The 13,405-nt window shown below is 39.9% G+C and carries 16 protein-coding genes; 9 read left to right on the top strand and 7 right to left on the bottom strand.

Annotation, left to right across the window (positions count from 1 at the left end):
* Positions 1-45 precede the first annotated feature (45 nt).
* From rpsP to rplS, 4 genes are all read left to right on the top strand, one after another.
* A complete protein-coding gene (gene rpsP, locus RMB06_RS08575) occupies positions 46-297 on the top strand; it encodes a 30S ribosomal protein S16 (RefSeq protein WP_000260334.1) in 252 nt (83 codons plus the stop codon).
* Positions 298-316: 19 nt separating this feature from the next.
* Positions 317-865 carry a ribosome maturation factor RimM gene (gene rimM, locus RMB06_RS08570; RefSeq protein ID WP_002116736.1) on the top strand — a complete coding sequence of 183 codons (549 nt, stop codon included), beginning with the start codon at positions 317-319 and terminating at the stop codon, positions 863-865.
* Positions 866-907: 42 nt separating this feature from the next.
* The gene (trmD, locus tag RMB06_RS08565; RefSeq protein WP_063097786.1) at positions 908-1,663 is read left to right on the top strand and encodes a tRNA (guanosine(37)-N1)-methyltransferase TrmD; all 756 of its coding nucleotides are present in this window, start codon (positions 908-910) and stop codon (positions 1,661-1,663) included.
* A gap of 219 nt (positions 1,664-1,882) precedes the next feature.
* The gene (gene rplS, locus RMB06_RS08560; protein ID WP_002116654.1) at positions 1,883-2,251 is read left to right on the top strand and encodes a 50S ribosomal protein L19; all 369 of its coding nucleotides are present in this window, start codon (positions 1,883-1,885) and stop codon (positions 2,249-2,251) included.
* 52 nt (positions 2,252-2,303) lie between these two features.
* Here the strand turns inward: rplS and RMB06_RS08555 are convergent, their stop codons facing one another.
* Together RMB06_RS08555 and RMB06_RS08550 are read right to left on the bottom strand one after the other, a co-directional pair.
* Positions 2,304-3,245, bottom strand: a complete 942-nt coding sequence (locus RMB06_RS08555; protein ID WP_014207808.1) for an alpha/beta fold hydrolase — start codon at positions 3,243-3,245, stop codon at positions 2,304-2,306.
* Between the two features lie 115 nt (positions 3,246-3,360).
* The gene (locus RMB06_RS08550) at positions 3,361-4,392 is read right to left on the bottom strand and encodes a lipase secretion chaperone (protein WP_068929752.1); all 1,032 of its coding nucleotides are present in this window, start codon (positions 4,390-4,392) and stop codon (positions 3,361-3,363) included.
* Between the two features lie 153 nt (positions 4,393-4,545).
* Here RMB06_RS08550 and truB point away from each other — a divergent pair, with 153 nt between their 5' ends.
* The 3 genes from truB (at position 4,546) to RMB06_RS08535 (ending at position 6,902) form a co-directional block, all read left to right on the top strand.
* Positions 4,546-5,451 (top strand): tRNA pseudouridine(55) synthase TruB, encoded by a 906-nt coding sequence (gene truB / locus RMB06_RS08545; RefSeq protein WP_068929751.1) that lies wholly within the window; start codon positions 4,546-4,548, stop codon positions 5,449-5,451.
* Positions 5,452-5,470: 19 nt separating this feature from the next.
* Positions 5,471-6,247 carry a TSUP family transporter gene (locus tag RMB06_RS08540; RefSeq protein ID WP_000525218.1) on the top strand — a complete coding sequence of 259 codons (777 nt, stop codon included), beginning with the start codon at positions 5,471-5,473 and terminating at the stop codon, positions 6,245-6,247.
* 211 nt (positions 6,248-6,458) lie between these two features.
* Positions 6,459-6,902, top strand: coding sequence for a hemerythrin domain-containing protein (locus RMB06_RS08535; protein ID WP_174723207.1), 444 nt, complete (start codon positions 6,459-6,461; stop codon positions 6,900-6,902).
* A 7-nt stretch (positions 6,903-6,909) separates the two neighbouring features.
* On the opposite strand, the gene RMB06_RS08530 is transcribed toward RMB06_RS08535, so the two are convergent.
* The 3 genes from RMB06_RS08530 to serA form a co-directional block, all read right to left on the bottom strand.
* Positions 6,910-7,773, bottom strand: coding sequence for a DMT family transporter (locus RMB06_RS08530; RefSeq protein WP_014207805.1), 864 nt, complete (start codon positions 7,771-7,773; stop codon positions 6,910-6,912).
* A gap of 90 nt (positions 7,774-7,863) precedes the next feature.
* Positions 7,864-8,748, bottom strand: coding sequence for a DMT family transporter (locus RMB06_RS08525; RefSeq protein WP_017481710.1), 885 nt, complete (start codon positions 8,746-8,748; stop codon positions 7,864-7,866).
* A 98-nt stretch (positions 8,749-8,846) separates the two neighbouring features.
* The gene (gene serA, locus RMB06_RS08520; protein WP_002116919.1) at positions 8,847-10,079 is read right to left on the bottom strand and encodes a phosphoglycerate dehydrogenase; all 1,233 of its coding nucleotides are present in this window, start codon (positions 10,077-10,079) and stop codon (positions 8,847-8,849) included.
* Between the two features lie 378 nt (positions 10,080-10,457).
* Here serA and RMB06_RS08515 point away from each other — a divergent pair, with 378 nt between their 5' ends.
* Positions 10,458-11,867, top strand: a complete 1,410-nt coding sequence (locus tag RMB06_RS08515) for an FAD-binding oxidoreductase (protein WP_002116692.1) — start codon at positions 10,458-10,460, stop codon at positions 11,865-11,867.
* A gap of 93 nt (positions 11,868-11,960) precedes the next feature.
* A complete protein-coding gene (locus tag RMB06_RS08510) occupies positions 11,961-12,329 on the top strand; it encodes a hypothetical protein (protein WP_017400479.1) in 369 nt (122 codons plus the stop codon).
* Positions 12,330-12,373: 44 nt separating this feature from the next.
* Here RMB06_RS08510 and RMB06_RS08505 read toward each other — a convergent pair whose 3' ends face one another.
* Positions 12,374-12,688, bottom strand: coding sequence for a putative quinol monooxygenase (locus RMB06_RS08505; protein WP_078224974.1), 315 nt, complete (start codon positions 12,686-12,688; stop codon positions 12,374-12,376).
* Positions 12,689-12,701: 13 nt separating this feature from the next.
* Positions 12,702-13,289 carry an NAD(P)H-dependent oxidoreductase gene (locus RMB06_RS08500; protein ID WP_311079056.1) on the bottom strand — a complete coding sequence of 196 codons (588 nt, stop codon included), beginning with the start codon at positions 13,287-13,289 and terminating at the stop codon, positions 12,702-12,704.
* Positions 13,290-13,405: the final 116 nt, after the last annotated feature.

Below are 13,405 nucleotides of genomic sequence, written 5' to 3'. Positions count from 1 at the left end.
ATGGTCGGCGCAGGGATAATCCGTAAGAATTATAAGGCTTTTATCATGGTTGTTATTCGTTTAGCACGTGGCGGCGCAAAAAAACGTCCATTCTATCAAATCGTTGTGACTGACAGCCGCAATGCACGTGATGGTCGTTTCATCGAGCGTATCGGTTTCTTTAACCCGACTGCACAAGGTCAAGCAGAAAAACTTCGTTTAGATGCAGACCGTTTTGCTCACTGGGTTTCTCAAGGTGCTCAACCTTCTGAACGTGTTGCTTCTTTAGCTGCTCAAGCTAAAAAAGCTACTGCATAATTTTTGTAGTAGGTAGCCCATGACATCAACACAGAATGTTCCCGAAGATCGTATTCAGATTGGACAGTTACGTTCAGCTTATGGATTGAATGGGTGGCTCTGGGTGTATTCAAATACAGAACCTATGAGCAACATGTTTGACTACCTGCCTTGGTACATTGAGACCAAGGCAGGTTGGCAAACAATAGATGTAAAACGTTGGAAACCACATGGCAAAGGCCTAGTTGTTGCGTTGAAAGGTGTGAGTGATCGCACTGGGGCGGAAAGCTTGGTTGGCGCTAATATCTGGATTGCTAAGTCTCAACTGCCAAAAGCAGATGTAGATGAATACTACTGGTCAGATTTAAAGGGCTTAACTGTGTTAGGTCTTGATGAAGAAGAACAGGAAGTAAACTTAGGGAAAATTCATGAGTTGTTTGAAACTGGAGCTAATGATGTGATGGTGGTGCATGCTACCCCAGACAGCATTGATTCAGAAGAGCGCATGATTCCTTGGCATAAAGATGTAGTACAACGTGTTGATCTTGAAGCTGGTCGTATTTATGTCAATTGGGGCGTAGATTATTAATCCTTTTAGGATTAATACAGCAGGAAAATAGAGGAGTCTGTGATGTTTTTTGCAGTCATTACGCTTTTTCCTGAAATGTTTGAAGCGATTACAGCCTACGGCATCAGCGGACGTGCGGCAAAACGAGATATTGTACAAGTCACTTGTATTAATCCTCGTGATTTTGCTGAGGGAAACTACAGAAGAGTGGATGAACGTCCATTTGGTGGCGGCCCAGGTATGGTGATGATGGCTGAGCCTTTGGCGAAAGCAATTGCACATGCCAAACAGCTTGCCTCACAAGCAGGACGTGTTCATGTTCCTGTGGTGTATATGTCCCCACAAGGCAAAACCTTAAATGAACAGGCAGTACAGCAGTTTGTTGATTATGACGGCTTAATTGTACTGTGTGGACGTTATGAAGGAGTCGATGAACGTTTGATCCAGCATTATGTTGATCAAGAATGGTCAATTGGTGATTATGTTCTATCTGGTGGTGAACTGCCCGCTATGGTGTTACTTGACAGTATTATTCGCCGTTTGCCGAATGTAATGTCAGATGAACAATCAGCAGTACAAGATTCTTTTGTTGACGGTCTTTTAGACTGTCCACAATATACAAAGCCGGACCATTTTGAAGGGCTGGATGTGCCAGAGGTATTAAAATCTGGACATCATGGCAATATTGAAAAATGGCGTTTTTTGCAGCGATATCAACGAACTCTAGAGCGCCGACCAGAGTTGGTCGAAAAGGTTGAGTTGACTAAGCAGCAAAAAAAATGGCTAAAAGATACGCAAGAGAATGGTGGTAATTCTTAATCGTTATTCTCAAGAACGAAAGTTCTGCAACAAGACGAGAAGCAATGCTTCGAGTTAAAGCATAATTCTATTTATTGAATAGTTTTATGTAAATTTAAAGGCTCTTTATAGACATATTGTCGTAAAGGGAAAGATAAACGGGTTGATATGCGCTTTAGCCTCTATCCCCAGCGGAAATTCAGACCTCTTCTGACTCCGCACATATTGGAGATTCCCACAATGAGTGGTAAACATCCTTTAGTTCAAGCTGTTGAAAATGCACAGTTAAAATCTGATATCCCTGCTTTTGCTCCTGGTGACACTGTCATCGTTCAAGTAAAAGTAAAAGAGGGTGATCGTGAACGTCTTCAAGCATTTGAAGGTGTTGTAATCGCTAAGAAAAACCGTGGTTTGAACTCTGCGTTCACAGTACGTAAAATTTCTAGCGGTGTTGGTGTTGAGCGTGTATTCCAAACTCACTCACCAGTTGTTGCTAAAATCGAAGTGAAACGTCGTGGTGACGTTCGTCGTGCTAAACTTTACTACCTTCGTGACTTGTCTGGTAAAGCTGCACGTATTCGTGAAAAATTACCAGCTCGTAAAGCGTAAGCTTATAGCGAGTAAAAAAAATGCGCCTTTTGGCGCATTTTTTGTTTAAAAACTATAGTCCTTGAAGTTTTAAACGGTTTGCATGTTGACGGTAAACCGAGACAGGATCGGAAGCGAAAATAGAACGTATACCAAGTACTTGATTCACTTCATCTAAATGATTCCAGTTGTAATCATCACGAATTGTTTTACCAAATTTGGCACTGCATCGGGAAACAAGTCCATCATTATCACCAAATGGATCGACGACTAAACTACTGCCTGTAAGCGCAATATCAAATGGATCTAATGGGTTGGTCAGCGCTTTATTCCCCGAGAAAGAATACATATAAATACCTTTCTCTTGGTATGTCCCTTCACCACAAGAAGTAGTTGGTACACCCATAGGGAATTGAGCATTAAATTGAGCTGAACCTTGAGTTGATAAGCTATGAGCACCTGCTAAAGAGTCGTGCGGATAGCTTGTTGGGTCTAGGCCTCCTGCCCAAGTAATGGCTGCTGAAAACCAGTTTACTAACGTTGCCAGTCCAGACAGAGGAGTACCCTCAACATTCAGGATCACATCTGCCATTGGTGATCCTTTATGAGGTGCACCTATCGTAGTGAGTGAGGCAACTTTCTCTGGCATGATACCGGCCACATAGCGAATTGTCGGGCCCCCATGGCTATGACCGATTAAGTTGACTTTAGGTTTACCAGTAATGGCAATAATCTCTTCTACTTGCTGGGCAAGTTGTTCACCACGCACTTCTGTTGAGTTAAAAGGTGACACTCTGGTGGCCCAGACATTTCCTCCATTACGAGCAAGATCCGGAAGGATTTGGTACCAGTAATCGAGACCAAGTGTATCTGTCCCAACTCGGTTAAAACCCGCCATACCGTGGTTAAAAACCAGTGGATATTTGGTTTGTGCATAAGATGAATAGACGAACGAGTTTTTAACTTGTTCAGCATTTGTGGCATGGGCCGCTGAAATACTCAGTCCTGAGAGCATTGCAGCGCAAAAAAACGTTAACTTCCTTTTCATTTTTTACTCACTATTTTTATTTTGTATGAAAAGCAGCTTCTTACTGCTAGTGCTTGTTTAGCCAGTTCCTAAAAGAAAAGGCTTAATAATTAAATGGCAGTTCACCTCCCTGATCATGGACCGTTTCAAAAGTTCGAAGTCTTAATTGTTCTTGTGATGAGTTAAATTGTTGTTGGCGTAATTGTTGTATGGCTTGGTTTTTAGCACTATCGCTCATATTGCTTTTAATAATTTCATCTCGTCCACTCAAGTAACTTGTGACCCTTTGCTGCCAAGCACTACGCTGTGTATCTAAAGTTTCTAATCGTTGAGTCGCCTCGGCTCCAACAAGTGCTGTACGCATTTGTCTAAGTTCTTCTGCAGAACCATGACGAGCTTTAATTTGTTTGGTCAGTGCATGTAAATCATCAAGTTTTGAGAGCTCTTGTAGGTTTTGTTGCCAGTCTTCTGGTAGTTGTTCAAAGCGTTCTTTAAGTTTTTGAGCCTTTTCAATTTCGCTTAAAGATGAGTCCTCAAGTATTTGCATACGATCAAGCGTATAGTTCTGATAGATATCTTCGGTTGAGAAGAGTCCATCAATTTCAGCGGCCGAAAAGAAACGTTTTCTTAAATCTTGAATTGAATTAAAAATCTTTTGAAAATAATTTTTATCTTGTTGTTTTGATGGAGGTGTTTGGATTTGAGCAAGCTGTTCACGGTATTTTAAGTAGCGGGTCCATAAATCCAGAATCTGTGAGCGAGCTGGTTCTAAATATTTTCCCTGAATAAATTGTCCAAAGTGATTTTTAATTTGCTCTAAATCATTTTCTCCATATTGAGTAATAAAATATTCAAAGCAGTCACGAGTTTGACTGTTAACGACCAAATGTTGGGAATTATCAATTTTTAACTGACAGTTAACTTCAGTATCTTGCTGACTTTTACTATGGTAAGCATCTGCATTTAGCGATGAGTGATTTGCAGGTGGAACAGATGCTAAATTTTGAGCTGTCTTTTCACTGACTTGGGTTGATGTGTTTTTTGAATCAGGACTTAACCAATATACACATGCAATGAGGCCCAAAATAAAAAATCCGAGCACGCACCACAATACCTTCTTCTGCATTCCTTGCATAAAGATATCTTCCTTAAGTTTTAATTTGTTGTTTTTTTACTCGATCATTAATGTGCCATAAAATAAGTGAAAAGGCACCTAAATATTGTGAAAATATCTTGCCGAATTTGCTAACATGTCGGCACTTTTTTCTAGCTTTGTGTTCCAGTAAAAATGACGACAAAAAATCAAAAAATTTCTCGTCGCCATATCAGTGGTGTATTTCTATTAAATAAACCATTAGGCTTAAGTTCAAATGCGGCTTTGCAAAAAGTGCGTTGGTTATACCGCGCCCAAAAAGCAGGCCATACTGGAGCGTTAGACCCCTTGGCGACAGGTTTGCTCCCGATTTGTTTGGGAGAGGCGACCAAGTTCTCACATTATTTGCTGGACTCAACAAAGCGTTATCAAACCACTGTTCGATTGGGACAGACCACAACGACAGGTGATGTGGAAGGGGAGATTTTACAAGAGCGTCCTATTCCTGTGCTTAACCCAGAACTTATTGAACAAACTTTAGAAAAGTTTAGAGGCGATATTCAACAAGTTCCACCCATGTATTCGGCTTTGAAAAAAGAAGGTAAGCCGTTATATGAGCTGGCGAGAAAAGGTATAGAGATTGAGCGTGAAGCGCGTCCAGTCACGATTTATGCTTTAGAACTTATTGAGTTTACCGAAAATAGTATCACTCTGGATGTAACCTGTTCTAAAGGGACTTACATCCGTGTACTAGGTGAAGATATTGGTGAAGCACTTGGTTGTGGTGGGCATTTAACGATGCTGAACCGGACTCAAACAGGACATTTTGAGCTTATCCCAAGTTATACCATTGAATATCTGGAAAGTTTAACAGAAGAGCAAAGAGAAGCTTTGCTACTTCCAGTTTATGCACCAGTTGACCATTTCCTAAAAATTCAAGTTCCGGAAGGGCGTGAAAAATATTTTTGCAACGGTTTAGAAAGCAATATTGAGCATTCTGCAGAAGCAGAAGTTTTGGTGTTTTCGGGTGAGCGCTGTTTAGGCTTAGCCGAGATTACCGATAAAAAACGGTTGGTACCTAAGCGTATCTTAAATTTGTAGTAGATGTAGAGTATAGAGCATGGGCATGGAATGGGACGTTATCCTTAGTTTGATCTTTTTTGCGTTTACTGCAGGAGCAATTGATGCTGCTGTAGGCGGCGGTGGACTTATCCAGATTCCGGGGATCATGAGCACTTTTCCTAACATGTCGACTGCTACGGTGATTGGTACCAATAAAGTCTCATCCATTTTTGGTACAGCATCGGCGGCTTATACATTTGCTAAAAAAGTAAAGTTGCAATGGAAGCTTTTAGCCGTTATTGCCATTTGTGCCTTGATTAGTTCTTTTGCCGGCGCGGCATGCTTATCACTTATTCCTCAATCGGTATTGCGTCCTTTCGTTTTCGTAATGTTGATTGTGATTGCGATTTATACCCTAGTTAAAAAGAACTTCGGTCAAGTTCATACCGAGCAAAAAATTACCACGAAAATGTTAATTTTAGCTGGTATTGGTAGTTTGGCCATTGGTTTCTACGACGGTATTTTTGGGCCGGGTACTGGTAGTTTCTTTATTTTCTTCTTTATTCGTTTTTTACAAGTTGATTTCTTACATGCTTCAGCTTTGTCAAAAATCGGTAATTTTATGACTAACTTAGCTGCGCTGAGTTTCCTCATCCCAACTGGTCACGCTATTTTACATATTGGTTTAATGATGGCAGCGGCTAACGTACTTGGTTCTATTGTTGGGGTGCGTACCGCGCTTAAGTACGGTAGTGGTTTTGTGCGTATTATCTTTTTAATCTTGGTGAGTATTCTGATTTGCCGTTTGGGCTATCAAATGTTTGTTACGGGTTAAATAAGATTGAAAGTATGAGCTGTCCCTAAAATGCAGTTCATACTTTTATGTATCATTTAAAGCTAGAAATATAAAAATCATTACAGAAATTTACTAGAAAGAAAACTGTGTAAAAAATAGTCTCATTTTAAGCTACTTAAACATTATAAATTTCAACGTATGATAAACCTTGAAATAAAAAAGATTTTTTAGCTAAAAAATGAGGAAGAGAATGAATATTTTCGAAGCATTAAGAGAAAGCCATGAAAATCAACGTAACCTTTCTGAACAACTCATTCAGACACACGGTTTAACCGAAGAAAGAAAAGAATTATTTGAAGCATTAAAAAATGAACTTTATGCCCATTCAGTTGCCGAAGACCGTTTCCTCTATATTCCTTTAATGTTTGATGATGTCGGTTTAGATATTACGAGACATGCTTTATCAGAACATCATGAAATGGATGAGTTGGTTGAACAGCTCGAAAAGACCGATATGAGTAGCCCAAGCTGGTTAGCAACCGCCAAACAGTTGAGTGAAAAAGTCCATCACCATTTAAAAGAAGAAGAACATAAGTTTTTTCAACAAGCCGGAAAAATTCTTAAAGACAGCGAAAAAGAAACGCTGGGTAATAAATATTTAAAGGAGTATAAAAAGTATAAAAAGCAGCAGTAGATTAAACCTACGCAGCTTTTTTAGTACTTCTTAAAGTAACACCAATAGAGGCCAGCATTACGCAAGCCAAAGCCACCCATTGCAGCATGCTGATTTCTTCGTGAAGTAATAAGAAACCCGTTAATGCTGCCAATGCTGGTGCTAAACTCGTTAGAGTCCCGTAAGTTAATTTATTAAGTTGTTTGAGAGCCATTAAGTCGAGTGCATATGGAATTGCAGTCGCTAACACTGCAATAAGTAAGGCTTTACCCCAGTACTGTGTTTCAAGTAATGCAGGAGCATTATGCCAGATTCCAATTGGCAATAACGCAAGTGCAGATACACCGATCCCAATCGTTAATGCGTGCATCCCGATATTTTGGGTCACAACTTTATGACCAAAATAGATATAGAAGGCCCAGCAAAGTCCGGCACCTAGTGCACATGCTGCGCCTACATACGAGAAATGGTGTTGAATAGGGTTTTGCCAAGGTACCATGAGTGCAATGCCTAACATGGCAAGTGCTACCCAAATGTAGTCGCTCTTTTGTTTGATAGAAAGAAGCGCAAGACCTAATGGACCAATAAATTCTAGACCTACTGCAATACCTTGGGGCAATTTTCCAAGTGATGTATAAAATAGGATATTCATTAATCCTAAAGATGCACAGTACATCAATAAATCACGCCATTTTAAATAGGGTAAGCGCGACCAGATTTTCCAAGAGCGGAACATGATCGCGACAATGACTGTTGCAAAACTCAGCCTTAAAATTGTAACGGTGAGAGGGTCTAATGTTGCAATGAGCTGTTTGGCAAATGAAGCGCTGATTTGATACGAAACCATCGACAAAATCATATACAGCACAGCAATAATTGGAAGATTTTGCATGGAAAATACTCTAGCGCTTCATCTGATGTCTAAAAATAATGGTGGACAATTATAACGAATACTATGTTTTAGCTGGCAGATTTCATTAAATTAACTTGCTGCTTTTTCACGTTCTTGGCGAGCTTTCTGGGTGGTTACGGTACAACCAACAGAGGCAGTGATAATGGTTGCAAGTGCTAGCCATTGATTCCATAAAAGATATTCACCCAAGAAGATAAATCCGGAAAGTGCTGCAACTGCGGGCTCTAGGCTCATCAATGTTCCAAAGCTTAGAGGTGTCAAATTGCGCAGTGCTAACATTTCTAAAGAGAATGGAAGAGCACTGGCTAAAATGGCCAAACCAATAAAATAAAAAAGATAGGGAAGTTCTATAACTTGTGCAATTGAGCCTGAAAAAAAGGTAATGGGTAATAAGATGCATGCACCTACACTCATTCCTAAACACACCGTATGATTACCTGAAATACCAGAAGGTTTCTGTCCCGCAATAATATAAAGCGCCCAACAAGACCCTGCACTAATTGCAAATAAAACGCCGATCCAATCTAGACTATGTGCCTGATTAAAAGGGAAAAGTAAAATCAGCCCAATAATTGCGAAGCTCACCCAAACGAAATCATATTTTTGCCGTGCGTGATATAACGCCACACTTAAAGGGCCAATAAATTCAAAAGCAACCGCAATTCCAATGGGTAAGCGTTCGATCGACAGATAAAATAAGGCGTTCATGCCTGCAAGCGCAAATCCATAAGCTAAGATTGCTTTCCAGCGGACCTGATTAAAATTAATTCGCCAAATTTGAAAAATAATGGCAAGAATAATTGCACCTAAACATAGGCGCATTGCAGAAACAGTCAGTACAGGGAAGTTCTGAAACAAAATTTTAGCTAAAGATGCGCTACTTTGAACGCTTAACATGGCAAGAATAAGAAAACCCAAAGCATGTAGCTGAGATTTCTGGTTTAAAGTGGACATTTTATTATTTGATCAATTGGTATACTTTTCACATGATAATGTAAATACCCATAAAAAAGCCACAGACAATGCTGTGGCTTGTGAATTTACAGTCCGTATTAGAACAATACGCGCACGCGAATTGTACCTTCAACTTCATGCAACATATCTAAAGCTTCTTGAGAAGCAGAAGCGTCAACATCCATGACGAGGTAACCGATGTCACCTTTAGTCATAAGTGACTGACCAGAAATGTTGATGCCTTGTTCAGCAAACAAGTTGTTGATTTTAGACAATACACCTGGCACGTTTTTGTGGATGTGCAATAAACGGTGTTGACCAGCTGTCAATGGTAATGCGATTTCTGGGAAGTTAACCGCAGAAAGTGTCATACCTTTGTCAGAGTAAGCAACAAATTTCTCTGCAACTTCTAAACCAATGTTTGCTTGCGCTTCCATGGTTGAACCACCAACGTGAGGAGTTAAAATCACGTTATCTAGGCCGCGAAGTGGAGATTGGAATTCTTCACCATTTGCTTTTGGTTCTTTCGGGAATACGTCAACCGCTGCACCAGCAATATGACCAGACTTGATTGCATCAGCTAAATCTTCAATTACTACACATGTACCACGTGCAGCATTTAAGAAGATCGCGCCTTCTTTCATTTTCGCAAATTGTTCTTTAGTGAAGAAGTTACGTGTAGACGGAACATCTGGCACATGCAAAGTTACAACATCTGCAGTTGCTAAAAGTTCATCTAGAGAACCAACTTGGCGAGCATTACCCATTGGTAATTTGGTTACTGCATCATAATAAATCACATGCATACCCATGCTTTCAGCAAGAACTGAAAGTTGAGAACCGATGGAACCGTAACCCACAATACCTAAAGTTTTGCCACGAGTTTCAAAAGAACCGACAGCAGACTTGTCCCAACCACCACGATGACAAGCCGCCGATTTTTCAGGAACACGGCGAAGAAGAAGAATCGTTTCAGCAAGTACAAGCTCTGCAACCGAACGCGTATTTGAATACGGTGCGTTGAATACAGGAATACCACGTGCCATTGCTGCTTTAAGATCAACTTGGTTTGTTCCGATACAGAAACAACCTACTGCGATCAATTTGTTTGCAGCTTCGAAAACTTCTTCAGTCAATTGGGTACGCGAACGAATACCAATAAAGTGAGCATCTTTAATTGCTTCTTTAAGCGCTTCGCCTTCAAGAGCAGTTTTACGATAGTCAATATTGGTGTAACCCGCAGCGTTTAGAGTATCGACTGCGTTTTGATGAACGCCTTCTAACAAAAGGAAACGGATTTTATCTTTAGGTAGTGAAAGATGTTGGCTCATTACGGCTCCGCTACAAAGGCCAAATTTGGTGGCGGTATAATAACATACTGGGCGGTGCTATAGATATTTCGTTTATACCATCGCCTTATGGCAATTTTATCTATGTCTAATCACTTCTGTTTATGGCTTGTCGAGCATTTTAAAATATGCTTGGTAGGGGGGTAAATGTGATTTTTCTCTGAAAGCCCCATAGAAAGTATTTATTTATGTTAAACATGTTTTGTAGTGACAGTATCTCTATTCTGAACTTTATCGCTTGCGCGGATACATGTAGAATATAGGAGTTCCTTGAACATTATGACTTTGCTCAGGTGAGAACCTTGAGAATTATGAGGTCATAGTCCCACCACAGTTTACTTCTTGCTAGGTCTGCAAACGATGAATGCTCCAGTCGCTTTAACACCTGAGTTACTCACCCAATTAACAGCAATCGTCGGTGAAAACCGTATTAAAACCGATGCTGATAGTCTCGAAAACTGGGGTAAAGATCATACCAAGCATTTTAATCCGAACCCATCGGTCATCGTTTTTCCGTCAACGACTGAACAAGTTCAGGCAGTTGTAAAGCTTGCGAACCAGTTTAATGTTGCGATTACACCGTCAGGTGGTCGTACTGGTCTCTCTGCTGGTGCGGTAGCAACCAATGGTGAAATTGTCATTAGCATGGACAAAATGAACCAAATTCTTGAGTTCTTCCCGGCAGACCGTATGGTGCGTGTTCAAGCTGGTGTTGTGACTGAGCAATTGCAGAATTATGCAGAAGAACAAGGCATGTATTATCCGGTGGACTTTGCGTCAGCGGGTTCTAGTCAGATTGGCGGTAATATTGGTACCAATGCTGGTGGTATTAAAGTTATTAAATATGGCATGACACGTAACTGGGTACTTGGTTTAACTGTAGTGACTGGTAAAGGTGACATCCTGCGTTTAAACAAAGGCATGGTTAAAAATGCAACTGGTTATGCATTACAGCATTTGTTTATTGGCGGTGAAGGCACATTAGGTTTAGTGACCGAAGCAGAAATTAAACTTGAGCGTCAACCACAAAACTTACAAGTTTTAGTTTTAGGTGTCCCTGATTTTGATGCAGTAATGCCTGTGTTACATGCTTTCCAAAAAGACATCGACTTAACTGCATTTGAGTTCTTTGGTGAACTTGCAATGCAAAAAGTTTTAGATCATGGACATGTACAACGCCCATTTGAAACTCAATGCCCGTTCTATGTATTACTTGAGTTTGAAGCTCCATATGAGCCGATTCTCGATAAAGCAATGGAAATTTTCGAGCATTGTATGGAGCAGGGTTGGGTACTTGATGGCGTAATGAGCCAGAGCCTTGACCAAGTAGAAAGCTTATGGCGTTTACGCGAAGATATCTCTGAATCAATCGCGCCATTTATTCCATACAAAAACGATATTTCAGTATTAATTACTCACGTACCTGCATTTATTCGTGAAATTGATGCGATTGTTCAAGAAAACTATCCAGACTTTGAAATTTGTTGGTTCGGTCATATCGGTGACGGTAACTTGCACTTAAATATTTTAAAACCTGAAAACTTAACCAAAGATGAGTTCTTTGCGAAGTGTCAGGTAGTAAATAAATATGTGTTTGATACCGTTAAAAAATACGACGGTTCAATCTCTGCTGAACACGGTGTCGGTATGACGAAAAAGCCATATTTGGAATATTCACGTTCGCCTGAAGAAATTGAATATATGAAAGCTTTGAAAAAAGTATTTGACCCGAATGGTTTGATGAACCCAGGTAAATTATTCGATCTTTAATTTAGATCTATTTTGTAGGACTACATAGTTTCTACAGAGTAACCGACAAAGCCATAGCATCATAAAGCTATGGCTTTTGTTTTGGTGATAAAAATGCAACGTTTATTTTTAATTTCAGCGCTCTGTGCTGGACTTTTTACTGGGTGTGCGACGACTAGTAAATTAATCCCCTTTGTGGGTTCGGAAACTCCGATGCAACAAGTACTTAAAGCCCAGCCTGAGATCGTAAAAGAGCATAACAATACCTCAGTTCAGCAAGTATTTAACCGAGTAGAATCTCCAACAGTTTCCCGTATTACCGTTATCCAAACAGGTTTAATGGATGATTCTGTTTCTGCAATCCGAACAGAATATTCATTTAAGCTAGTTGATGAAAAGTGGCAATTGCAAAATAAGCAAAAGAGCTATCAATGCGCGAGAGGGAAAGGCTCTAGAGGTTTTCAAACCCAGCTTTGCTCTTAAAATAAAAAAGACGATAAATATATCGTCTTTTTTAATGATCTAAATTATACGCCGTTTTCTAAAATTTTAATTTTAACGTCAACTACATCATCTTTAACTGCTTCATGATGTGCTTGCATATGGGGCGTCGCTAAATGCGCTTCAAGATGGGCAACACTTTGCCATTTTTCTAGCATGACAATCATGTCAGGCTCTTGGGTTTGGAAGCTCGCATTTGATTTGTGATCAACTAAAGGTTCATAACCATGACAACCATCTTCTGCTAAAACAGTTGGAATGATTTTTTGAAAGGCATCCAATACGTTCTGGCGATGCTGTCCACCCGATTTAGTACGAATTTCCGCAATAATGGTTAGCATGGATTTCTCCTTATTAGGCTGCTGCAAATACAGTATTTAAGTGTGCTTTATATTCTTCAACATAACTATCAACGTCAGGCATTTTAATTACGTCATTTACGATAAATGTCGGAAGGGTGCTCATGCCTAAGAACTGATTGGCTTTATGAAATGGTAAATAAACACCATCTACACCTACGCCGTGGAAGAATTGATCTGCATCTTCAAATGCTTCCATTGGAGCATTCCAAGTCAATGACAGCATATATTTTTTGTCATGAATTAGACCACCTGAACCATATTTTTTTGAGGCATCAGAACGGCTACGGCCATCACTTGTATAAAGTGAACCATGACCAGTGGTAAAGACATCATCAATGTATTTTTTGACTGTCCAAGGTGCGCCCATCCACCAGCCTGGCATTTGATAAATAACAACATCTGCCCATAAGTATTTTTCAACTTCACTTTCAGCATCATAATTGCTGTCTGCACGGGTGACTTGAACTTCGTGGCCGAGTTCCGTGAGATGTGTGGTTGCTAGGGTGGTTAATGTGTCATTTAATTCACCGTTTGAGTGGGCAAATTGTTTAGCACCATTAATCACTAAAATCTTACTCATGGAGGTTGCTCTCATTAAATTCCTGTATTTGACGCATACTCTATGAGATTTACTGTTGTAGAAAAATGCATGAATAGGAAAAATATTGTTGATAAAAAATCAATAATTATTATTGG

The organism is Acinetobacter sp. V104_13 (assembly GCF_031798995.1).
GTDB lineage: Bacteria > Pseudomonadota > Gammaproteobacteria > Pseudomonadales > Moraxellaceae > Acinetobacter > Acinetobacter pittii.
The sequence above is the reverse complement of the archived record's forward strand: the minus strand, read 5'-3'. Positions and strand labels throughout refer to the sequence as shown.